The organism is Nocardioides sp., from assembly GCF_024509035.1.
In the GTDB taxonomy this organism is placed as follows: domain Bacteria; phylum Actinomycetota; class Actinomycetes; order Propionibacteriales; family Nocardioidaceae; genus Nocardioides.
The window spans coordinates 1-19,777 of sequence record NZ_JANINT010000378.1 but is presented as its reverse complement, the minus strand read 5'-3'; the positions used below and the strand labels follow the sequence as shown (position 1 = coordinate 19,777).

21 protein-coding genes and 1 pseudogene are annotated in these 19,777 nt (G+C 73.2%); 10 read left to right on the top strand and 12 right to left on the bottom strand.

Features of this window, described 5'->3' with window-relative positions:
* The 4 genes and pseudogenes from Q0L15_RS21665 to Q0L15_RS21650 form a co-directional block, all read left to right on the top strand.
* A pseudogene (locus tag Q0L15_RS21665) lies at positions 1 to 486 on the top strand (glycoside hydrolase); the annotation flags it as partial.
* Positions 483 to 1,406 carry an ROK family protein gene (locus Q0L15_RS21660; protein WP_296606858.1) on the top strand — a complete coding sequence of 308 codons (924 nt, stop codon included), beginning with the start codon at positions 483 to 485 and terminating at the stop codon, positions 1,404 to 1,406. The pseudogene Q0L15_RS21665 and the gene Q0L15_RS21660, both read left to right, overlap by 4 nt.
* Entirely contained in the window at positions 1,403 to 2,368 is a 966-nt protein-coding gene (locus Q0L15_RS21655; RefSeq protein ID WP_296606857.1) for an amidohydrolase family protein, read from the top strand. The genes Q0L15_RS21660 and Q0L15_RS21655 overlap by 4 nt, the downstream gene beginning before the upstream one ends.
* Positions 2,368 to 3,153, top strand: a complete 786-nt coding sequence (locus Q0L15_RS21650; protein WP_296606855.1) for a glucosamine-6-phosphate deaminase — start codon at positions 2,368 to 2,370, stop codon at positions 3,151 to 3,153. Before Q0L15_RS21655 ends, Q0L15_RS21650 begins: the two co-directional genes overlap by 1 nt.
* A 197-nt stretch (positions 3,154 to 3,350) precedes the next feature.
* On the opposite strand, the gene Q0L15_RS21645 is transcribed toward Q0L15_RS21650, so the two are convergent.
* Positions 3,351 to 3,980 carry a fasciclin domain-containing protein gene (locus tag Q0L15_RS21645; RefSeq protein ID WP_296606854.1) on the bottom strand — a complete coding sequence of 210 codons (630 nt, stop codon included), beginning with the start codon at positions 3,978 to 3,980 and terminating at the stop codon, positions 3,351 to 3,353.
* A gap of 344 nt (positions 3,981 to 4,324) precedes the next feature.
* Here Q0L15_RS21645 and Q0L15_RS21640 point away from each other — a divergent pair, with 344 nt between their 5' ends.
* Positions 4,325 to 5,455, top strand: a complete 1,131-nt coding sequence (locus tag Q0L15_RS21640; protein ID WP_296606852.1) for a calcium-binding protein — start codon at positions 4,325 to 4,327, stop codon at positions 5,453 to 5,455.
* A gap of 49 nt (positions 5,456 to 5,504) precedes the next feature.
* On the opposite strand, the gene Q0L15_RS21635 is transcribed toward Q0L15_RS21640, so the two are convergent.
* Positions 5,505 to 6,674, bottom strand: a complete 1,170-nt coding sequence (locus Q0L15_RS21635; protein ID WP_296606850.1) for a CdaR family transcriptional regulator — start codon at positions 6,672 to 6,674, stop codon at positions 5,505 to 5,507.
* 94 nt (positions 6,675 to 6,768) lie between these two features.
* Here Q0L15_RS21635 and Q0L15_RS21630 point away from each other — a divergent pair, with 94 nt between their 5' ends.
* Complete coding sequence (locus Q0L15_RS21630) at positions 6,769 to 7,887, top strand: ferredoxin reductase (RefSeq protein ID WP_296606849.1); 1,119 nt, start codon at positions 6,769 to 6,771, stop codon at positions 7,885 to 7,887.
* Positions 7,888 to 7,909: 22 nt separating this feature from the next.
* On the top strand, positions 7,910 to 9,130 hold the full coding sequence (locus Q0L15_RS21625) for an acyl-CoA desaturase (protein ID WP_296606848.1): 1,221 nt from the start codon (positions 7,910 to 7,912) through the stop codon (positions 9,128 to 9,130).
* A 123-nt stretch (positions 9,131 to 9,253) separates the two neighbouring features.
* Here Q0L15_RS21625 and Q0L15_RS21620 read toward each other — a convergent pair whose 3' ends face one another.
* Complete coding sequence (locus tag Q0L15_RS21620) at positions 9,254 to 10,144, bottom strand: aldo/keto reductase family oxidoreductase (protein ID WP_296606846.1); 891 nt, start codon at positions 10,142 to 10,144, stop codon at positions 9,254 to 9,256.
* Positions 10,145 to 10,245: 101 nt separating this feature from the next.
* Between Q0L15_RS21620 and Q0L15_RS21615 the strand changes: the two genes are divergently transcribed.
* Positions 10,246 to 11,097: a helix-turn-helix transcriptional regulator gene (locus tag Q0L15_RS21615; RefSeq protein ID WP_296606844.1), complete on the top strand. Its 852-nt coding sequence runs from the start codon at positions 10,246 to 10,248 to the stop codon at positions 11,095 to 11,097.
* A 119-nt stretch (positions 11,098 to 11,216) separates the two neighbouring features.
* On the opposite strand, the gene Q0L15_RS21610 is transcribed toward Q0L15_RS21615, so the two are convergent.
* From Q0L15_RS21610 to Q0L15_RS21595, 4 genes are all read right to left on the bottom strand, one after another.
* On the bottom strand, positions 11,217 to 12,365 hold the full coding sequence (locus tag Q0L15_RS21610; RefSeq protein WP_296606843.1) for a right-handed parallel beta-helix repeat-containing protein: 1,149 nt from the start codon (positions 12,363 to 12,365) through the stop codon (positions 11,217 to 11,219).
* On the bottom strand, positions 12,362 to 13,264 hold the full coding sequence (locus Q0L15_RS21605; RefSeq protein ID WP_296606841.1) for a hypothetical protein: 903 nt from the start codon (positions 13,262 to 13,264) through the stop codon (positions 12,362 to 12,364). The genes Q0L15_RS21610 and Q0L15_RS21605 overlap by 4 nt, the downstream gene beginning before the upstream one ends.
* A gap of 94 nt (positions 13,265 to 13,358) precedes the next feature.
* The gene (locus Q0L15_RS21600) at positions 13,359 to 14,033 is read right to left on the bottom strand and encodes a hypothetical protein (protein ID WP_296606839.1); all 675 of its coding nucleotides are present in this window, start codon (positions 14,031 to 14,033) and stop codon (positions 13,359 to 13,361) included.
* The gene (locus Q0L15_RS21595; RefSeq protein ID WP_296606838.1) at positions 14,030 to 14,587 is read right to left on the bottom strand and encodes an RNA polymerase sigma factor; all 558 of its coding nucleotides are present in this window, start codon (positions 14,585 to 14,587) and stop codon (positions 14,030 to 14,032) included. Before Q0L15_RS21595 ends, Q0L15_RS21600 begins: the two co-directional genes overlap by 4 nt.
* A 27-nt stretch (positions 14,588 to 14,614) precedes the next feature.
* Between Q0L15_RS21595 and Q0L15_RS21590 the strand changes: the two genes are divergently transcribed.
* Entirely contained in the window at positions 14,615 to 15,541 is a 927-nt protein-coding gene (locus Q0L15_RS21590) for a serine/threonine-protein kinase (protein WP_296606837.1), read from the top strand.
* 17 nt (positions 15,542 to 15,558) lie between these two features.
* Here Q0L15_RS21590 and Q0L15_RS21585 read toward each other — a convergent pair whose 3' ends face one another.
* Together Q0L15_RS21585 and Q0L15_RS21580 are read right to left on the bottom strand one after the other, a co-directional pair.
* Entirely contained in the window at positions 15,559 to 16,314 is a 756-nt protein-coding gene (locus Q0L15_RS21585) for a hypothetical protein (RefSeq protein WP_296606835.1), read from the bottom strand.
* The gene (locus tag Q0L15_RS21580) at positions 16,301 to 16,822 is read right to left on the bottom strand and encodes a sigma-70 family RNA polymerase sigma factor (RefSeq protein WP_296606834.1); all 522 of its coding nucleotides are present in this window, start codon (positions 16,820 to 16,822) and stop codon (positions 16,301 to 16,303) included. The genes Q0L15_RS21585 and Q0L15_RS21580 overlap by 14 nt, the downstream gene beginning before the upstream one ends.
* Positions 16,823 to 16,926: 104 nt before the next feature.
* Here Q0L15_RS21580 and Q0L15_RS21575 point away from each other — a divergent pair, with 104 nt between their 5' ends.
* Entirely contained in the window at positions 16,927 to 17,535 is a 609-nt protein-coding gene (locus Q0L15_RS21575; RefSeq protein ID WP_296606833.1) for a dihydrofolate reductase family protein, read from the top strand.
* A gap of 3 nt (positions 17,536 to 17,538) precedes the next feature.
* Here Q0L15_RS21575 and Q0L15_RS21570 read toward each other — a convergent pair whose 3' ends face one another.
* The 3 genes from Q0L15_RS21570 to Q0L15_RS21560 form a co-directional block, all read right to left on the bottom strand.
* On the bottom strand, positions 17,539 to 18,150 hold the full coding sequence (locus Q0L15_RS21570) for a M23 family metallopeptidase (RefSeq protein ID WP_296606831.1): 612 nt from the start codon (positions 18,148 to 18,150) through the stop codon (positions 17,539 to 17,541).
* A 12-nt stretch (positions 18,151 to 18,162) separates the two neighbouring features.
* Positions 18,163 to 18,888: an ABC transporter permease subunit gene (locus Q0L15_RS21565; RefSeq protein ID WP_296606830.1), complete on the bottom strand. Its 726-nt coding sequence runs from the start codon at positions 18,886 to 18,888 to the stop codon at positions 18,163 to 18,165.
* On the bottom strand, positions 18,885 to 19,777 hold an 893-nt coding region (locus tag Q0L15_RS21560; protein ID WP_296606828.1), incomplete at its 5' end, for an ABC transporter ATP-binding protein. The genes Q0L15_RS21560 and Q0L15_RS21565, both read right to left, overlap by 4 nt.

The window sequence follows — 19,777 nt, the reverse complement described above, 5'->3', positions numbered from 1 at the left end:
CGCTCCGGGCGGCTGGCCGAGGAGCGCCTGGTCGAGGCCGTCCGGCGCATCGACCGGATGCCGCGCGGCGCCGGGACGGCCGCCGCCGTGGACGATGCTCGTCAGTTCGAGGGCGCCCGACGCGCGATCCTCGTCGAGGGCGAGCTGCCCGACCTGCGTGGCGCGGAGATCGTCAGCGTCGCGACCACCGCCAACATCGCGGTCGGTGACGTGCCGTGGGGCCTCGAGCCCGACCGCTACGTACGGCCCGGGGAGGTGCCGGTGAGCAACCGCCCGGTGGTGCTGCAGGTGCGTGACGCGCACCGGCGTCCCGAGGTGGCGGCTCAGGTGACCGGCTCGTTGGGAGATCCGGTCGCCGTCGTGGTGGAGTGGGGCTGGCCGGGCCCGTACGCCGGGGACACGCCCCGGATCTGCACGCGCGGCAGCTCCCGCCCAGGAGTGGCCGCCGTGACCGAGCTGTTGAGGAAGGCAGGGTGGGACCGGTGAGCACCGGGCAGCACAGGGGGCTGTGCTTGGGGTTGGACATCGGCGCGACCAAGACCCTCGGGCTGGTCGTCGACGCCGAGGGCGCGATCCTGGCCGAGGTGCGCGAGCCGACCGAGCCCGGCGCCGAGGGCGTCGTGCGGACCGCGGCCCACGTGGTCGAGGCGCTCCGGGCGGCCACCGACACCGCACACGTCGGCACGGTCGGGGTGGGCATCCCCGGGCTGGTCGACGTCGAGCACGGCGCGGTCAAGCACGCGGTCAACCTCGGGGTCGACGGCGACTGGCTGCCGCTGCGGGACCTGCTCGGCGAGCGGCTCGGCGTTCCGGTCGTCGTCGAGAACGACGTGAACGCCGCCACCCTCGGAGCGGTCGCGATGAGCGGCGAGGACGACCTCGTCTACCTGAGCATCGGCACCGGCCTGGCCGCGGGCCTCGTGCTCGAGGGCCGGCTGCGTCGGGGGGACCACGGTGCCGCCGGCGAGATCGGCCACGTGCCCGTGGATCCCAGCGGTGTGCTCTGCCAGTGCGGCCAGCGCGGCTGCCTGGAGACGATCGCCTCCGGGTCCGCGATCGCGGCGGCCTGGCCGACCCCCGACGACGTCCCGCCCGCGCGGGCGCTCTTCGCCGCTGCCGACGCCGGCGACCCGGCGGCGATCGCGGTCCGCGACCGGTTCGCCGCCGGGATCGCCAGCGCGATCCGGGTGCTCAGCCTCTCGGCCGACCCGCGCTCGGTCGTGCTCGGCGGCGGCGTGGCCCAGCTGGGGGAGGCGCTGCGCGCGGTCGTCGCCGACGCCCTGCGTGCCCAGGCCAGGACCTCGCCGTTCCTGGAGTCCCTCGACCTCGCGGGCCGGCTGCGCGTGGTCCCCGCCGACTACCCGGTCGCCGCCGTCGGCGCCGCGCTGCTGGGGAGGAACCGATGAGCACCGTCGTCCCCGGCCTCGTCGACGCCCAGGTCAACGGCGCCGCCGGCATCGACCTCACCGCCGAGCCGGACCGGCTCTGGGAGGTGGCCGCCGCGCTCCCGGCGTACGGCGTCGTGGCCTTCGTCCCGACGATCATCACCTCCGACCCGGCCGCCCGCGACCAGGCGCTGAGGACCCTCGCCGCCGGCCCGCCCGCCGGCTGGTCGGGAGCCGAGCCGCTGGGCCTGCACTTCGAGGGGCCGATGATCGCGCCGACCCGCAAGGGCGCCCACCCCGAGCACTGGCTGCGGCCGCCCTCGCTGGAGCTGATCGATGGGTGGTCGCGCGAGGCCGGCGTCGTGATCGTGACGATCGCACCCGAGCTGCCCGGGGCGATCGAGGTCATCGAGCGGCTGACCGGTCGCGGGATCGTCGTGTCCGTGGGCCACACCGCGGCCGGCGTCGCCGACGTGACCGCGGCCCTCGACGCCGGCGCCCGCTACCTCACCCACCTCGGCAACGCGATGGCGCCGATGCATGCCCGCGAGCCGGGTCCGGTGGGCGCGGCGTTCGGCGGCGATGCCCTCCACAGCCCCGTCGCCGGCCTGATCGTCGACGGCCACCACCTCGACCCGCGGTTCGTCCGGGCGGCTTGGCGCGCCCTGGGGCCCGACCGGTTCCTGTCGGTCTCCGACACCACGGCCGCGCTCGGGATGCCCGACGGGCCGACGCGCCTCGGCGAGCAGGACGTGGTCGTCTCGGCGGGCACGGTGCGGCTCGCGGACGGCACGCTGGCCGGCTCGGCGGCCTCGCTCCTCGACTGCCTGCGCGTCCTCGTCGCCCAGACCGGGTGCACGATCGAGGAGGCGGTCGCGACCGCCACGACCACTCCGCTCGGCCTGCTCGGGCTGCCCCCGCGCGAGGAGCGGATCCGCCTGACCGACGACCTGCGCCTGGAGACCGACGTGGAGGTGGACTGATGGAGGTCGTGCCGCTCTCGTCCCCCGAGGAGGTCGGCGCGCTCGCCGCCGACGCGATCGAGGCCCTGGTGCGTGCGCACCCCGAGGCAGTGCTCGGCCTCGCGACCGGGTCGAGCCCGCTGCCGGCGTACCAGGAGCTCGTGCGTCGGCACCGCGCCGGCACCGCGCCGTCGTACGCCGGGGTCCGCGCGTTCCTGCTCGACGAGTACGTCGGGCTGCCCGCCGGTCACCCGCAGACCTACCGCGAGACGATCTTCCGCGAGCTGACCGACGCGCTCAACATCCCGCGCGACCGCGTCGCGAGTCCCGACCCCTCGCCGGACGGGCTGCCGGGAGCCGGGGAGCGCTACGAGGACGCCCTGCGCGCCGCCGGCGGGGTCGACCTCCAGGTGCTCGGCATCGGCGCCGACGGGCACCTGGCCTTCAACGAGCCCGGCTCGTCGCTGGCCTCCACCACCCGCATCAAGACCCTGACCTCCCAGACCCGCGAGGACAACGCGCGGTTCTTCGACTCCGTCGAGGAGGTGCCGCGGCACGTCCTCACCCAGGGGCTCGGCACGATCCTGCGGGCGCGGCACCTGCTGATGGTGGTGTCGGGCGCGGGCAAGGCCGAGGCCGTCGCCGCGGCCGTGGAGGGCCCCCTGTCCGCGTCCTGCCCCGGGTCGGCCCTGCAGCTGCACCCGCACGCCTCTGTGCTGCTCGACGCCGCGGCCGCCTCCCGGCTCGCCCGCGTCGACTACTACCGCGAGGTGTGGGAGTCCAAGCCGGACTGGCAGGGTCTCTGAGCGACCGACCTCGCGTCGAGACACCAGAAGTGGCCGGGATCGGGCTGAGGGAGGGCTGATCCTGGTGCCTCGACGGCGGAGCGGTCGACGGGTGGGTGGGGAGGTCCCGCCCGAGGACCAGGTGGGCCCTCGGGCGGCCGGGGTACCGCAAGGAGACGAGAGCCCCGGCCGCCGGAGGGGGCAGTGCGGACCTGGGCTCAGAGGTCGATCGGCAGCAGGACGCGGTCGATGGCGTGGGCGATCTGCGGGTTGCCCTTGTTGATGTCGACCGCGACGACCCGCGGGTCGCGCAGGTCGCGGTCCTTGTCCTGCAGGCGCACCATCTTCTTCTTGACGTGGACCTTCACGGTGCCGCCCTGGGCCGTGGTGAGCTTCGCGCCGTCGGACTTCAGCACCGTGGCCGAGCCGAGGGTCGCGCCGGGCACGACGTGGTAGAGCAGCACGGCCTCGATCGTGTCGACGCCGGCGGCCTTGGCGAGCGTGCGGAAGGTGGCCCGCTCGGTGGCGGGCTTCGTGCCGGTCAGGTTCGTCACCAGGGCGCGGAACGCCCGGTCGGTGGGCAGGAACGCGGTCAGCTTGGTGCGGCCCTTGGCCAGCACGCCGACGGCACTGTCGGGCTTGGCGGCCAGGACGGTCGAGACGGCCTTGTCGAGGATGTCGAAGTCGCCCCACTTCTTGTCGAACCCGTGGCCGTCGGCGGCCAGGACCTGCGCGAGGCTGGTGGTGTGCGGGCGCGCCGGCGCGGCGTCCGCGGCGGGCAGGGTGGCGATCGAGGCCGAGGTGGCCAACGCGGCGGCGAGTCCGACGGAAACGCGGTGCTTGGTCATGGTGCTTCCCTCCGGTGGGGCCCGGCCGGCGCCGCTCCTGGCGCGACCGGACGACTGTGTGTGCGGAAGCAGTTCGGCGCGGGCGCACCACCGGATTGGACCAATCTTCAACTATTTTCGCTCTCAACTCCCTGCCCGTGGTGCCGATATCTGCTTGGGTTGCGCACAACCTACGAAGGGGTGGTGGGTCCAGCCTGCGGGCCGGGTTAGCGTCTTGACCCTGTGCCAAGGCAGGCAGTCGTTGTCGGGGGCGCGACTCTCAGGCGTCGTGACGGCAGCGGTATGCGTTGAATCCCCCGGGCTCGCACGATCGAACTCAACGATTCAGGGAATTGGTGATCTTGATGAAGAACGCTCCGGCCAAGGCGTCCGCACTCCTGGCCTGCGCGCTGATGTTCGCAGTGGCTCCCGCGAGCGCAGCAGTCAAGGACGGGACGCAGGGGGACGACCGCATCGTCGGTACGAACGCGTCTGATCGCATCCGCAGCTTCGCAGGTGCCGACGTCGTGAAAGCGCGCGGAGGTAGTGATGTGGTCAAGTCCGGGCCCGGTGAGGACGAGCTCTGGGGGGGAAGCGGTGCGGACAACCTCAACAGCTCCTCCGACGACGACGAGATCCACGGCGACGCAGACAACGATCTGGTGTCAGGTGGTCCGGGGGCCGACCTGCTCTTCGGCGACGACGGAGACGACAAGCTGATCGGTGGCACCGGTGTCGACACCCTCTGGGGTGGCACCGGGCGCGACCTGCTGCGTGGCGGCATCGACGTCGACGTGTTGTGGGGTGGGGCCGACAACGACCAGCTCGAGGGCCAGAGTGGTCAGGACGAGCTCCACGGAGACGAGGGTGACGACCTGCTGCGGGGCGGCACCGAGGGTGACACGCTTTGGGGCGGGGCGGACGTGGATCGACTCGAAGGTCAAGGCGGCGACGACATCATCTACGGCGAGGACGGAAGGGACACCGCGCGGGGCGGGGACGGCAACGACGTGATCTACGGTGGCGCCGGAGACGACAATGTCCGCATCAGCTCCGATCTCGACGGGCCCGGAGGGTTGCTCGGCGCGGCCGGTGACGACCGCATCTTCGGTGAGGACGGCGACGACCACGTCTCTGGCGCCGAGGGCAGGGACTACGTCGACGGCGGTGCCGGCAACGACGAGCTCGACGGCGGCTCGGGTGACGACCTGCTGGTCGACGGGGAGGGCGACGACCAGCTCACGGGCGACGAGGGCGACGACACCATCTATCTCGGTCCTGGCCGGGACGAGCCCTACAGCGAAGAGGGTGACGACGTCTACTACGTCCTCAACGACGGAGTGCGCGACGACATCTACTGCCAGGGCGGATATGACACCGTTCACTTCGTCGGCACGCGGGACCCGCTGGACGTCATTCACGACCTGCCGAACGGCAGCGGTCCGTGCGAGGTGGTCGACGTCGTCTCCACCGCGCCCGCAGACTGGCCGTACTGATCCTTCGTCAGCGAAGTAGCGGATCGTCGGTGATCACGCCGGCGATCCGCTATCCGAGCGCCACGACCAGGCCGAGCACCACCTCGGGGTCCTCGAGCCGGTCGCCGTACAGCTCGCGCAGCTGACCCATCCGGTAGCGCACGGTCTGCGGGTGCACGAACAGCTCGGCGGCGACCTCCTCGCGGCGGCCCTGGTGCAGCAACCACGAGCGCAGGGTGTCGACGAGCTTCTCCGCCGTCGCGGGGCGCAGGCCCGCGAGCGGGGCGAGCAGCTGCTCGCGCAGGTCGACGCGCGCCGTGGCGTCGGCGTCGAGGACCAGGCCGACCAGGTGGGCCTCGGTGTCCAGCTCGACGCCGGCGGCCCGCGCCCGCAGGGCCCGGTCGTAGGAGGTGCGCACCTCCAGCCACGGTCGCGCGGGGCCCGCCAGTGCGCCGCGGTCGCCGAGCGTGCGCAGCAGCGGGATCCGGCGGTGCGCGTGCGCGTCGGGCACGAGCAGCAGGACGCCCTCGTCGAGCCCGGGCGGATCGCTCACCTGGAGGGTGGCGGGGCTGACCGTCGCCATCACCGGGCGCACCTGGGCCTCCGGCACGATCACCGCGGTCAGCGTCTTCGGCGGCTCCCACCCGGCCTGCTCCGCTGCTGCGAGGACCAGGTCGGCCGGTGAGCCGGCGAGCAGGTGGTGGGCGACCCGCTCGAGCAGGCGCTGCCGGACCCGGCCGGTGGTCGCGAGCTCGTCGGAGTGGCCGGCCACGCTCGCCGCGGACAGCTCGTCGATGTAGGCGAAGACCAGCTCGGCGAAGGCCGCGAGCGTGTCGCCGGGCACGCCGTTGCGCACCGCGACCGTGGACATCTCCCGCCATGACACGCGGGCGCCGATGCGGTACGCCGCGAGCAGTGCGTCGGTCGAGCGGCCGCTGCGGGCCTCGCCGCGGCCGAGCTGGTAGGCGCCCTCGACGGCAGGAGCGGCCGGGGTCGACACGTCGGCCCCGCGGCTGCCGCTGGCCAGGGAGAGGAATCCGCCGAGCGCCAGCTGCACCGCGTTGCGGATCGTCTCGCCCATCGGCCCGCTGAACGCGTCGGTGTAGCTGGGCACCTCGTCGATGATCGCGGCCACCACGTGCTCGGCCACCCGGGGCAGCTCGGCGCGCATCTCGTGGACCGCGGCGTGGTCCAGGCGCAGTCCGTGGTCGGCCGTGCGCCGCGTGGTTCGTCGCTCCATCAGGCCTCCGATTGTTCGTACATGACAAAAGAAGCGCGGATCTTCACGTCCAGCGGTCATGATCTTACGCGGTGAGTGCAGGCACACTCGAGGCATGAGCATCGCGATCCCTGCCGACACGACCCGCTCCGGGTCGGGCTGGTCGCTGCGCACCAGGCTGCGGCAGGTGGCCCAGGCCGCGGTGACGCCGCGTGACCTCGACGACGTGCTCGACCAGTTCCACCCGCTGCGCCGCGGCACCGAGCTGCGCGGGCGGGTCGTGGAGGTCCGGCCCGAGACCGCGGCGTCCGCGACCGTGGTGATCAAGCCGGGTCGCGACTGGGCCGGCCACCAGCCGGGACAGTACGTCCGGGTCGGGGTCGACGTCGACGGAGTCCGCCTCTGGCGCACCTACTCGCTGACCCACGGCCCGCGCCCCGACCGGTGCATCTCGATCACGGTCAAGGCGATCCCCGACGGCGTGGTCTCCCACCACCTGGTGCACCGGTTGCGGCCGGGCCAGATGATCCAGCTCGGCCAGGCCGAGGGCGAGTTCGTGCTGCCCCAGCCGATCCCCGCCAAGCTGCTGCTGGTCACCGCCGGCTCCGGCATCACCCCGGTCATCGGGATGCTGCGCAACCTGTTCTCCCGCGCCGAGCGGCCTGCGACCGGCCCTGCTAGCGACATCGTGCTGCTGCACTCCGCGCTCACCCGCTCCGAGGTCATCTTCGGTGAGGAGCTGCGCCGCTACGGCGCCGCCGGCTGGCTGCGGCTCATCGAGCTGCACACCGACACCCACGGCCTGCTCGACGTCTCCGACCTCGACGAGCTGGTCCCCGACCTGCCCGAGCGCACGGCGTACGCCTGCGGCCCCGCGGGGTTGCTCGACGCGCTCCAGGAGCACTACGACGAGCGTGGCCTCGCCCTCAACGTCGAGCGGTTCCGCGCCCCGATGGTCGCCGTGGGCGAAGGCGGCACGATCGGCTTCGCCTCCGGCCTGACCGTCGAGGCCGACGGCTCGACCCCGATCCTCGACGCCGCCGAGTCCGCCGGCGTCCTGATGCCGAGCGGCTGCCGGATGGGCGTCTGCTACGGCTGCGTGCTGCCGCTGCGCGAGGGCGCGGTCCGCGACCTGCGCAACGGCGAGCTCACGACCGCCGCCCCCGGGGACGGCGTGATGATCCAGACCTGCATCAACGCCGCCGCCGGCGAGTGCCACCTCGACCATCCCTGATCCCGCACCGGAGGAGACACCCATGACCGCGCTCCAGAAGAAGCCCGTCAGCCCCGTCGCCCACCTCACCCCCGAGGACGTCGAGCAGATCGGCATCGAGCTCGACGCGATCCGCCAGGACGTCCTGGACAGTCGAGGCGAGAGCGACGCGGCGTACATCCGTCGGGTCATCGACGTGCAGCGGCGCCTCGAGCTCGGCAGCCGTGCGGTGCTGCTGTTCTCGGCGCTGCCGCCGGCGTGGATCGTCGGCACGCTCGGGCTGAGCGTCGCCAAGATCCTCGAGAACATGGAGATCGGCCACAACATCCTCCACGGCCAGTGGGACTGGATGCGCGACCCCAAGATCCACTCCACCACCTGGGAGTGGGACATGGCCACGCCCGCCGAGCAGTGGAAGCACTCCCACAACGAGCTCCACCACACGTACACGAACGTGATCGGCAAGGACAACGACCTCGGCTACGGCATCATGCGCGTCGACGAGGACCAGCCGTGGCACCCGTTCTTCCTGGTGCAGCCGCTGTGGAACTTCATCAACGCGTGCTTCTTCGAGTACGGCATCGCGGCCTACGACCTCGAGCTCGGCGCCACGATCAAGAAGAAGCAGACCCAGGACCCCGACTTCAAGCGCCGGCTCAAGGGCGTGCTCACCAAGATCCGCCGTCAGGCCACCAAGGACTACCTGGTCCACCCCGCGCTCTCGATCCCGACCGGCTCGTTCCTCCCGACGCTCGCCGCGAACTTCACCGCGAACGTCGTGCGCAACCTGTGGAGCCACTCGGTGATCATGTGCGGCCACTTCCCCGAGGGGGTCGAGACCTTCGAGAAGCGCTCGATCGACGGCGAGACCCGCGGCGAGTGGTACCTGCGCCAGATGCTCGGCTCGGCCAACATCTCCGGGTCCAAGGCCATGCACATCATGACCGGCAACCTCTCGCACCAGATCGAGCACCACCTGTTCCCCGACCTCCCGTCCAACCGGTACGCCGAGGTGGCGCCGCGGGTCCAGGCGCTGTTCGAGAAGTACGACCTCAACTACCACGCCGCCCCGCTGCCCCAGCAGGTCTACTCGGCCTGGCACAAGGTCGTGCGGCTCTCGCTGCCCAACGGGTGGCTGGCCACCACCAACGCCAAGAACGCCCCGCAGCAGCTGGCGATGCTCTACAAGATGAGCACCGGCGGACCCAAGGTCCGTCGCGCCGCCCAAGCCCGGCTGAACCAGCTGGCACGAAAGGCCGCGTGAGCGTCCGCCGCTGATCGAGCGGCGAAGGCCCCCTGGGGCCTGGGCGTCCGTCGAGATCCCCGCAGCCCACGCACTGCCTTGGCTGCGGGGGTCTCGACCGGCTCGACCACCGGCTCGCCGGGGTCAGCGACCGATCGCGTCCAGCTCGGCTAGGTCCTCGGCCGACAGCTCCAGACCCGCGCCGGCCACGTTCTCGCGCAGGTGCGCGACCGACGAGGTGCCCGGGATCAGCAGGATGTTGGGCGAGCGCTGGAGCAGCCAGGCCAGGGCGACGGCCATCGGCGAGGCGCCCAGCCGGGCGGCGACCGCGTCGAGCGCGGCGGACTGGAGCGGCGAGAACCCCCCGAGCGGGAAGTACGGCACGTAGGCGATGCCCTGCTCGGCGAGCGCGTCGATGAGCTCGTCGTCGGCGCGGTTCGCCAGGTTGTAGGCGTTCTGCACACACACCACCGGGGCGATCCGCTGCGCCTCGGCGACCTGGTCGGCAGAGACGGTGCTCAGGCCGAGGTGGCGGATCAGGCCCTGCTGCTGCAGCTCGGCGAGGGTCTCGAAGCCCTCGGCGATCGAGCCGGGCTCGGGGCTGAGGAATCCGCCGACGCGGTAGTTGACGACGTCGAGGGACTCCAGCCCGAGGTTCTCGAGGTTGGACAGCACGTCCTCACGCAGCTGCTGGGGCGAGCGGGCGTGCGGCCACCCGCCCTCGGCGTCGCGGCGCGACCCGACCTTGCTGACGATGTGCAGCTCGTCGGGGTAGGGGTGCAGCGCCTCCCGGATGAGCCGGTTGGTCACGTAGGGCCCGTAGATGTCGGCGGTGTCGATGTGGGTGATGCCCAGCGCGAGCACCTCGCGCAGCACGGCGAGCGCACCGTCGCGGTCGGCGGGCGGTCCGAAGACGCCCGGGCCGGCGAGCTGCATCGCGCCGTAGCCGACGCGGGTCACGGTGAGGTCGCCCAGCTCGAAGGTGCCGCCGGGCAGGGTGGTCGTGGTGTGGGTCTGGCCCGTCTGGTTGCTCATGGCTCCACGGTGCGTCGGCGGGCGTGCCCGGCCCAGATCCCTGCCGATCCTGGGAGTGAGAGGACCAGGGACCGTGCGGCGTCCCGGGCTAGCGTTGCGGCGTGGAGGACAACCGGCTGGGCGACTACCTGCGGGCGCGCCGCCAGCTGGTGCGCCCCGAGGACGTCGGGCTGCCGGTCAACGGCGTACGCCGGGTGGCTGGCCTGCGCCGCGAAGAGGTCGCGATGCTCGCCGGGATCAGCTCCGACTACTACCTGCGCCTCGAGCAGGGGCGCGACCGCAATCCGTCCGTGCAGGTGCTCGAGGCGCTGGCGCGGGTGCTCCAGCTGGACGCGACGGCCACCGACTACCTGCTCACGCTCGGCGCCCCGCGGCCACGGTCGCGGCCCCGCCGCCCGCGCCGGGAGACGGTCCCGCCCGAGGTCGCCCAGCTGCTGCAGGTGATCGGGCTGCCGGCGTACGTCGAGGGGCGCTACCTCGACGTGCTCGCCACCAACGCGCTCGCCACCGCGCTGCAGCCCAACGTCCGGGTCGGGGAGAACCGGCTGCGCTCGCTGTTCCTCGACCCCGCCGAGCGCGCGGTCCTGCCCGAGTGCTCCCAGCTCGCGCCCCAGCTGGTGGCCGGGTTCCGGGCGCGCGTCGGCACGGACATCGACGACCCCCGCGTCGTCGAGCTCGTGGGGGAGCTCTCGCTCAAGAGCGAGGAGTTCCGGCAGGCCTGGGCGCGGCACGACGTCAAGGCGGTCGGCAGCAAGCCCGTCCTCATGGATCACCCGGTGGTGGGTGAGCTGCACCTGCGCCTGGTCAAGCTGGCGGTGCAGGGCACCCAGGGGCAGACCCTGGTCGTCCACCACGCCGAACCCGGCACCGACACGGCCGAGCGGCTGGCGCTGCTCGCCTCGCTCGTCGCCGAGCAGCCCCTCGGGCACGGGATGCGCCCGGCCGTCGGCTGATCCCTAGGCTGGAGGCATGTTCGGCATCGGCGTCCTGGACCTGCTCGTTGTCGTCGTGGTCGTGACGGTGCTGGTCCGGTGGATCAATCGGCGTCGACAACGCTGAGTCCGATCGCGAGTCAGGGCCGCTCGAAGGCCCCGAGGTCGAGGCGGCCCGCTGTCGGCCGGCGGGCCGTCGACGCGGGGTGGACGTACTCCCAGCGGGCCCGCCAGCGCACCGGGACGCGCACGCCCCGGTCGATCGCGGGCGAGCGCGACCGGAGCCGGAAGTCGTCGTGGGCCGGGTCGACGAATCCGCGGAGGCCGACTCGGCGGTTCGCCCGGAGCTGGACGCGGGCGCCGGCGACGAGGTCGCCCGGCCCGACCAGGAGGTTGTTCACGAGATGGACCCGGCCGCCGTCGGCCACGGCGACGAACGTGCCGGTCGAACGCCGGTTCACGAACGTGTTGTTGACGACCCACAGCTCGCGGGACCCCGTGAGGCCCTCGGCGCCGTAGGAGACGAGCGTCGAGTTCTCCGAGTGCGGGCCCTGGATGATCACGTTGCCCGCGATCAGCGCGCGCCCGCCGTTCGGCAGGTCGATCGCGTAGCTCGCGGTCGCGTCCGCGTCGCTGATCCGGTTGCCGACGATGGTGGTGCGCGCCGCACGGGACTTGAGCTCGTGGCCGACGTCGGCTCCCCACAGCCAGCTGCCGGAGACCGTCAGTGATCGCACCGCCCCGACGTAGAGGTTGTGGGTGTAGCCGTCGCCCCCGCCGTTGCGGAAGAACCGCGAGCGCTTGATGACGATGTCGCTGTCGGGATCGGCGCCGGTGAGGATGCCGTCCTGGTTGTGGTGGAACCAGCTGCGCGTGACCGTGAGGTCGGTGCCCTCCTGGCGGATGCCGGCGCCGTTGTCGTCGGGCACGGTGGCGCCGCTGAGCTCGATGCGGTCGACGCGGGTGCGGTCGCCGGCGATCACCCAGATCGCCTTGCCCTGCGCGCTCCTGCCGTCGGCCCGCAGGTGCGGCCGGCCGCCGACGCCGCGCAGCGTCAGGTCGTCCTGGGTCCAGGTGGCGACGTCACCGGCGTACGTCGCCGCGTCGATCAGCACGGTGTCGCCGTCACCGGCCACGGCCGCCGCAGCGCTCGGCGTCGCGAGCGCCCGGCCCGGGCCGACCCGCCAGGTGCGCGGGCCGTCGCCCGCGTGCACCGGTGGCGCGGCGACGGGCACGGCGGTCAACAGCAGCGCACCGGCCACCGCGCCGGTCCGGGCCCGGCGGCTCACCGCTCCCGGTGCTCTCGCCGCGCCCGGAGCACCGCGTCGAGCCCGATCCACGCGGCCCCGATGACGGCGAAGCCGCTGAGGTAGACGGCCCACCAGGTGGCGTCGCCATCGGGCCACTCCCGGTCGAACGCCGCGTCCACCAGCGTCACCCACGTCGCCATGGCGACCATCGCCAGAGCGATCCGAGTCTTCGGTCCCACGGTCGTCCCCTCTCCCGAGTGAGGCGTGCCTGCACAGGATACGAGCGCGGCGCGCGGCGGCCCTTCGTGCGCGAGCCTCAGGCTGCTCGCAGCACGGCCGAGCGCGCGAGCCTCGACACCTGCCGGGGGCCCACGGGGGGCGGACACCTCGATGGCCCCGACGAACGTGTCGGCCGTCAGGACGACGTACCCGCCTGCGCGGGTGCCGTCCCCGTTGAAGGCGAGCATCCACGTGGCGGTGCCGGCGTCGGTGGACCACCGGTGGGCGCGGCCGTAGTACCAGTGGCCCTCGGGCACGTCCTGGCAGGCGCGGACCTCCCGCACGATGCTGCGGTAGCTCGCGGCGGCCTTGGCCACAGACGGGCGGCCGGCGACCTGCTCGGACATGTCGAACGGCGCGCTGTCGTCCCCGACGCGGCCCTCGAACGTGGCGTGCACGATCCGGTCGCGGTGCCCGACGAGGTCGCGCAGTCGCGTCTCTCCGGTGCAGGCCGAGAGCGCGAGGTCCCCGTCGCCTGCGCCCGCGTCCCGCCTGACCTCCTGGTCGGAGTCGAACGCGCGGGCGACGGCGGCGCGGCTGAGCAGGTCGCGCGTGCCCCCGGGGGCGCTGCCGGCCTGGGCGTGGGCGGGCCCGGTGGCGAAGGGCCCGGCAAGGGCGAGGACGGCCGTGGCGAGAGCGGTGCTGGTTCGGATGATCATCGGTTCCTCCCGAGGAACGAGACGTGGGTGGTGGTGCGGACGTCTACGTGATGACCGGTCGACCGGGTTTGTTGGACGCGAGCTGCGAGAAGTCTCAGGAGAGTCGATCCACGGCGTGCTGAGCGAGGTCGCGCAGCCCTGCGGGATCGACCGGCGTGGTGTCGCCGTAGACGTCCACGAGCGCGACGCGCTCGCCGGCGCGGGCGAGCACGCCGTACGCCGCGTGCTCGGCCGGAGCGGGTCCGAGCCGCCACACCTCGGCGGCGCCGTCGGCGCCCTCGACCGAGATGGCCAACGTCGAGGGCGTGCGGGAGCCGGTGCCGGCCGTGCAGTCGCGGTACCACCCGGACACCCGCCGGAAGAGCTGGCGGGCCTGCGGCGGGGCATCCAGCTCGGCGACCGTCTCCGCGGCGGTGAAGCCCGCGTCCGCCGTCCACTCCACGCTGACCGTGGCCGTGGGCCCGGCCGCCTCGGCCAGGCTGGTGCGCTGGCAGGCGTAGGCGAACTGGGGCTCACCGCTGGCCAGCGAGTCGACGCGCAGCGCCGGCCATCCGATCGTCTCGAAGTCGCTGGTCGTCAGCAGGTCGTCAGCCCCGAGCAGCCCGTCGGGGGACGGCGTGTCGGTGCCCGTAGTCGGGCCGGAGCCGCGCCCGATCGGCCCGGGTCCGGGGCTGGTCAGGGCGTCGCCCACGAGCCCGGCACCGGTCCCGGCCACCACGGAGGCGGCCAGCACGAGCAGCGCAGCCGTCCGGCCGATCCGGCGCCTCATCGCCCCTCGAGCATCGGGCGCAGCTGGGTCCGGGCCCGGTGGATCCGGTCCTTCACCGCGCTCATCGGCGCACCGGTGGCGGCCGCGATCTCGTCGTACGTCAATCCGCCGAGGTCGCGCAGGACGAACGACTCGACCACGCTCGGGGAGCGCTGATCGAGCTCCTCCAGCGCGTCGAGCAGGTCCAGCCGGGTCCCGGCGATGACGCTCGTGGTGCGCGGATCGGGTGACTCGGGCAGCAGGTCGGCAGAACGCTCCACAGCCCGGCGTCGCAGCGAGCGGTACGTGCTCCGGGCGGCGTTGGAGGCCACCACGACGACCCAGCCGCGGAACGATCCGCGGCCGGAGAACTGGTCCAGCTTGGTGGCGATCGTCAGCAGCGCGTCCTGGGCGGCCTCCTCCGCGTCCTCGGGGTAGGGCAGGAACCGGCGGCACCGGCCGAGCACCATCGGGCGGACCCGGGCCAGCAGCTCGTCGAGGGCGGTGGCGTCGCCGTCGCGGGCGCGCCCGACGAGGCCGAGGAGAACGTCGTCGTCACGGTCCTCGGCGGGCACCGACGCTCCCCCGGCGATACTGGCTGCATGGCACGCCTCGGACGCTACCTGCTCGAGGAGCGGCTCGGGACCGGGGCGTTCGCCACCGTGTGGCGCGGCTACGACCCCGAGCTCGACAGCACGGTCGCGATCAAGGTGCTGGCTGAGAACTGGGCCGCCGACGCGGGCGTCTGCGAGAGGTTCCTCGCCGAGGCGCGGCTGCTGCGGCGGATCGCGGATCCGGCGGTGGTGCGGGTGCACGACGTGGGCACGGCGTACGGCGTGGACGGGTTCGCCCGCCCCTACTTCGTGATGGACCTCGTCGAGGGCGGCACCCTGGAGTCGCGGATCGGCACCCTCGCGCCCGGCGACGCACTCGCCCTGGCCGCCGAGGCCGCCGAGGCGGTCCAGGTGCTCCACGACGAGGGCGTGCTGCACCGCGACGTCAAGCCGAGCAACCTCCTGGTCGACACCGCCGGGGAGACCCCGCGGGTGCTGGTCGCCGACCTCGGCAGCGCCAAGCAGCTGGCCGAGCTGTCGATGCTGACGATGGTCACCGGCAGCCCCGCGTACATGGCTCCGGAGCAGGCGAGCAACCTCGAGGGCTTCGACGCTCGCGCGGACGTCTACGCCATGGGCGCGGTGACCTACCAGCTGCTCAGCGGGCGGCTCCCGTACGACGTCGACTCCCCGACCGCGGCACGCCGGCGCCCCGACGTCCGGCCACCACCGATCGGCGCGGAGCTCGGACTGCCCCGCCAGCTCGACGATGTCCTCGCCCGCGCGCTCGCCGTCCGCCCGGCGGACCGGTTCGCCACGTGCGCCGACCTCGCCGCCGCGCTGCGAGAGCTCGCCGCCGGCCGGTCCGTGGCGCTGCCCCGCCGTCGCGCGGCCGACTGGCCGCTGGTGCCGGTGGCGCTCGCCGCCCTGGTGCTCTTCGTGCTCTCGGGTGCGCTGGCCTGGCTGCTCGGCTGATCCACCGGTGTCCGGTCTCAGCGCCTCGAGGCCGGCAGGGGGAAGGCGAGGTCGGCGTCGGTGAGCAGCGGGTGCAGGTCATCGGGCACGAACGCCCGCCGGTCGAGCGCCTCGTCCCAGGAGCTCGCCGTCACGGTCTCGAGCACCGTGGTCGTGAAGCCCGACCTGACGACGTACGTGGAGTAGAAGACGTAGGCGTCGCCGGTGGTGTAGGCGTCGTCGGTGATCCAGCCGTCGGGGCCGGGCGTGCGGTGGCAGCCGATCCCACCGCTGGTCGTTCGGCCCCCCGGGCAGCCGGGGTCGGCCTTCTCTCCCGGTGGTGCGTACCCGCTGAGCACGAGGAGCTCCTCGGTCGGCGAGACCGTGTAGGCGGCCTGCCAGTCGGTGGCGTCCGCGAAGTCCGCGTCGGGCATCGGCCCTCGGTGGTCCCAGTCGCTGGGGTAGACGTCGTCGGGGCGCGGGAGGGACGGCAGGTGCCGCGCGACCGTCCGCTCGACGAGCTGGTCGTGGTCGGTGCCGCTGACGAAGTCGGCGGCACCGCTCGGGGCGGGGTCGGTCGCCACCAGGTCGCTCCCGGTCCCCGAGCCGCTGAGGGCGATGCCGGCGACGGCCGCCGCGGCGATCATGCCGGCGACCGCGCCTCCCAGGAGGCCGGCCCGCCGGCGCCGGCGGGACCGCCGGCCCCGGTTGATCGACGTCTCGAGGTCGGGGCCGGACGGAACGTCGTCGGTGGCCAGCGCGAAGTGCTCGCGCAGCTCGCTATCGGTGATCATGGTGGGTCTCCTGGGGTGAGGCGAGGAGGGCGTGGAGGCGCTCGAGGGCGCGTGCGGTCTGGCTCTTGACCGTGCCCTCGGGCAGCCGGAGCGCGTCGGCGACCGCCGCGACCGGGAGGTCGTCGAGGAAGCGGAGCGCGAGCACCGCTCGGTCGCGGACCGGCAGCGAGCGCAGCGCAGCGATGAGGTCGAGCCGCTCGTCGTACGGCGCCGGGTCGGCCGCCCGGTCGGGCACCTCGTCGACGACGAGCTCGCGCCGGCGCGACCGCGCGGCAGCCAGGCAGGTGTTCACGAGCACCCGGCGTGCGTAGGCGTCGCGGGTCTCGCTGCGGATGCGCGGCCAGTGGACGTAGAGCTGGGTGAAGGTGGTCTGGGTCGCGTCCTCGGCGGCCGCCCAGCTCCCGAGGATCGCGTAGGAGGTCCGCATGAAGCCGCGCTGCCGCGCGTGGAAGAACTCGCAGTAGGTGCTCTCCCACGTCGGTGCTCGGCTGGTGCGCGACGGGCCCATACCTGTTCATAGTCACCGACGGCCTGCGCGGTTCCCAGGGCTCACGATGAGTTCGGCACGGCCGCGTGGTCTGCCCTCGTGACGGACGCCGAGAGGAGAGCACCATGGGCAAGGTCATCGCCGCCATCACCACGTCGGTCGACGGATACGTCACCGGGCCCGACGACGGGCCGAGCCAGGGGCTCGGCGCCGGCGGCGAGCGGCTGCACTACTGGGTCATGGGCGGGCCGTGGACGTACGCCGACGACGGCCACGACACCGACGGGATGCAGGGCGCCGACCGGGAGTTCTTCGAGACCCTGACCATGGGGCTGGGGGCCGGCATCGTCGGTCGCGGCATGTACGACGCGGCCGGTGCGTGGGGCGGCACCAACCCGTTCCCGGGGCCGCTGGTCGTGCTGACCCACCGCGCCGAGGACCAGCCCGACCCGAGCAGCGGCTTCGTGTTCGTCAACGGCTTCGACTCCGCACTGCGCCGCGCCCGGGAGCTGGCCGGTGACGGCGACGTCTCGCTCGGCGGCGGGGCCGACCTCATCCGGCAGGGCCTGGCGGCCGGGGTGGTCGACGAGCTGGCGATCTCGACCGCGCCCGTGGTGCTCGGCGGCGGCAAGCGGCTGTTCGAGGCGTTCGACCACGATCTCGACCTCGAGGTGCTCGGCACGTGGAGCTCGCCGTACGCCACTCACGTGCGCTACGCCGTGACGCGCGCCTAGCCGTTACTCCGCCTCGACGATCTCGCCGTTGCGGGGCAGCCGACCGCCGAAGGCGATCGGGACGGCCGCGGCGACGTCCACCTCCACCCGGTCGATCGCCTGGACGTGGACGTGCGGCTCGGTGCTGTTGCCGGAGTTGCCGGACCGCGCCAGCGGGTCGCCCGCTCGGACCCGCTGGCCGACGTGGACCTCGACGCTGCCCCGTCGCAGGTGACACACCGCGACCACCTCGCCGGAGCGCGTCCGGACCATCACGTGGTTGCCCGCCAGGGCCGCCCACCCCGCGGCCACTCGCCGGCGCTGGGTGAGGGCGTAGCCCACCGACGGCAGGCCACGAACGGCGTCGTGGTCCGGGTCGCCGTCGTGGACACCGACGACGACACCCTCGACCGGTGCGAGGAGGCGTCGCCCGAACCCGGGGAACCGCTCCGGGGGCTCGGGGCGCAGGAGGGACCCGAGGCTGAACGGCGCGGTCCGGCCGGCCTCGTCGACCGGGACGAAGTCGATGGCGAAGGACGTGGCGAAGAGGGCGGTGCCGTGGCTCGGGACCCGGTCGGCCGGGCTGTTCCGGGTCCGCCAGCGGCCGGTGAACGGGTAGACCAGGTCGACCGGCACGACCCGCCGCTCCTACTCGTCCCCGGTCAGGTTGAAGCCACGCAGCCGGCGGCCGGTCTGCCAGCCACCGGCGACGATGACGACCGCGAGGGCCGGCACGGCGTAGGCCAGCGGGAGCTCGTCGACGAGCGAGAGGTCCGCGATCCGGTCGACGACCTCGGCCGACCAGCGGGTCACGCTGAGCCAGCGCACCCCGTCCAGCAGCCCACCGAGCAGGCCCTCCCAGATCAGCAGGTAGATCAGCCCGATCACCACCGCGTGCCGGGTCATGATCGACAGCAACGCGAACAGGGCGCAGTAGGCGACGCCACCGGCCAGCGCGCCGACCGCGAACCCGACGGCGAACGACGGCTCCCCGCTCATCAGCACCAGACCGGCGACCAGGACCGGCAACGCCGCGAAGACCAGGACACACGCGGCCGCGACCACCAGCTTGCTGACCACGATCGTGTGCCGCGAGATCGGCTTCGCCAGCAGGTAGGAGATCGAGCCGTCGTCGATCTCGGGCGCGAGCAGCCCCGACGTGGCCAGCAGCGCGACCAGCGGGACGATCACGACCAGGCCGAGACCGTAGAGCGTGTGCCGCGCGCCCTCGTCGTCCTGGCCGACCAGCGCCCGGACCAGGATCGACAGGGCGATGAGGACCAGCGGCAGCACGAACAGCAGCGCGCCGCGCCAGCGCCCGAAGATGCTGCGAACCCCGAGCCGGACGATCGTGCGGGAGATCGGCGCGGTCATGACGGTGCCACCAGGTAGGAGAAGACGCTCTCGAGCGACTCGTCGGTCGGCGTCACCTCGTGCAGGCGTACGCCGTGGTCGCGGGCCATCCGGGGCAGTACCTCGCTGAACCGGCCGAAGTCGGAGGCCTCCAGCTCGATGCCGCCCTCCGAGCGCAGCCGCGCGCCGCGCACCGAGGGGTCCGCAAGAAGCGCGGAGGCCATCAGCCGGTCGTCGGAGGTGCGCAGCACGAACCGGTTGGGCCGGTCGGTCATCAGCCGCCGGATCGCGCCGAAGTCGCCCGACGCCGCGTGCCGGCCCGCGACCATCACCTCGATCTGGCGGGCGACCTGCTCGACCTCCTCGAGGATGTGGGAGCTGAACAGCACGGTGCGGCCCTCGGCGCCCATGGTGCGCAGCAGCTCCATCAGGTGGATCCGCTGGCGGGGGTCCATCCCGTTGAACGGCTCGTCGAGCAGCAGCACCGCCGGGTCGTGGACGAGCGCGGACGCCATCTTGATCCGCTGCCGCATGCCCTTGGAGTACGTCGAGATCTCGCGGTCCTGGGCGTCGGTCATCTCGATGAGCGCGATCGCGCGCTGCGCGGCTGCCCCCGGCGCAGGCAGCCCGTGCAGCTCGGCGTTCGCGACCACGAACTGCCGGCCGGTCAGGTAGTCGAAGAGCGCCTCGCGCTCGGGCACCAGCCCGAGCGTGCGGTAGGCCTGCTCGTTGCGCCACAGCGGCTGGCCGTCGAGGGTGACCGTGCCCGTCGAGGGCGCGAGGAAGCCCGACATCATCGCGATCAGCGTGGACTTGCCGGCGCCGTTGGGGCCGAGCAGGCCGGTGACGCCGGGGCCGATCGTCATCGAGATGTCGTTGACCGCGACGACGTTGCGGTACCAGCGCGACA

What these genes read in the sequence shown, in the direction of transcription:
- Q0L15_RS21655 (WP_296606857.1), top strand. Translation starts at nt 1,403, where the DNA reads ATGAGCACCGTCGTCCCCGGCCTCGTCGACGCCCAGGTCAACGGCGCC.
- Q0L15_RS21650 (WP_296606855.1), top strand. Translation starts at nt 2,368, where the DNA reads ATGGAGGTCGTGCCGCTCTCGTCCCCCGAGGAGGTCGGCGCGCTCGCC.
- Q0L15_RS21645 (WP_296606854.1), bottom strand. Translation starts at nt 3,980, where the DNA reads ATGACCAAGCACCGCGTTTCCGTCGGACTCGCCGCCGCGTTGGCCACC.
- Q0L15_RS21640 (WP_296606852.1), top strand. Translation starts at nt 4,325, where the DNA reads ATGAAGAACGCTCCGGCCAAGGCGTCCGCACTCCTGGCCTGCGCGCTG.
- Q0L15_RS21635 (WP_296606850.1), bottom strand. Translation starts at nt 6,674, where the DNA reads ATGGAGCGACGAACCACGCGGCGCACGGCCGACCACGGACTGCGCCTG.
- Q0L15_RS21630 (WP_296606849.1), top strand. Translation starts at nt 6,769, where the DNA reads ATGAGCATCGCGATCCCTGCCGACACGACCCGCTCCGGGTCGGGCTGG.
- Q0L15_RS21625 (WP_296606848.1), top strand. Translation starts at nt 7,910, where the DNA reads ATGACCGCGCTCCAGAAGAAGCCCGTCAGCCCCGTCGCCCACCTCACC.
- Q0L15_RS21620 (WP_296606846.1), bottom strand. Translation starts at nt 10,144, where the DNA reads ATGAGCAACCAGACGGGCCAGACCCACACCACGACCACCCTGCCCGGC.
- Q0L15_RS21605 (WP_296606841.1), bottom strand. Translation starts at nt 13,264, where the DNA reads ATGATCATCCGAACCAGCACCGCTCTCGCCACGGCCGTCCTCGCCCTT.
- Q0L15_RS21600 (WP_296606839.1), bottom strand. Translation starts at nt 14,033, where the DNA reads ATGAGGCGCCGGATCGGCCGGACGGCTGCGCTGCTCGTGCTGGCCGCC.
- Q0L15_RS21590 (WP_296606837.1), top strand. Translation starts at nt 14,615, where the DNA reads ATGGCACGCCTCGGACGCTACCTGCTCGAGGAGCGGCTCGGGACCGGG.
- Q0L15_RS21585 (WP_296606835.1), bottom strand. Translation starts at nt 16,314, where the DNA reads ATGATCACCGATAGCGAGCTGCGCGAGCACTTCGCGCTGGCCACCGAC.
- Q0L15_RS21580 (WP_296606834.1), bottom strand. Translation starts at nt 16,822, where the DNA reads ATGGGCCCGTCGCGCACCAGCCGAGCACCGACGTGGGAGAGCACCTAC.
- Q0L15_RS21575 (WP_296606833.1), top strand. Translation starts at nt 16,927, where the DNA reads ATGGGCAAGGTCATCGCCGCCATCACCACGTCGGTCGACGGATACGTC.
- Q0L15_RS21565 (WP_296606830.1), bottom strand. Translation starts at nt 18,888, where the DNA reads ATGACCGCGCCGATCTCCCGCACGATCGTCCGGCTCGGGGTTCGCAGC.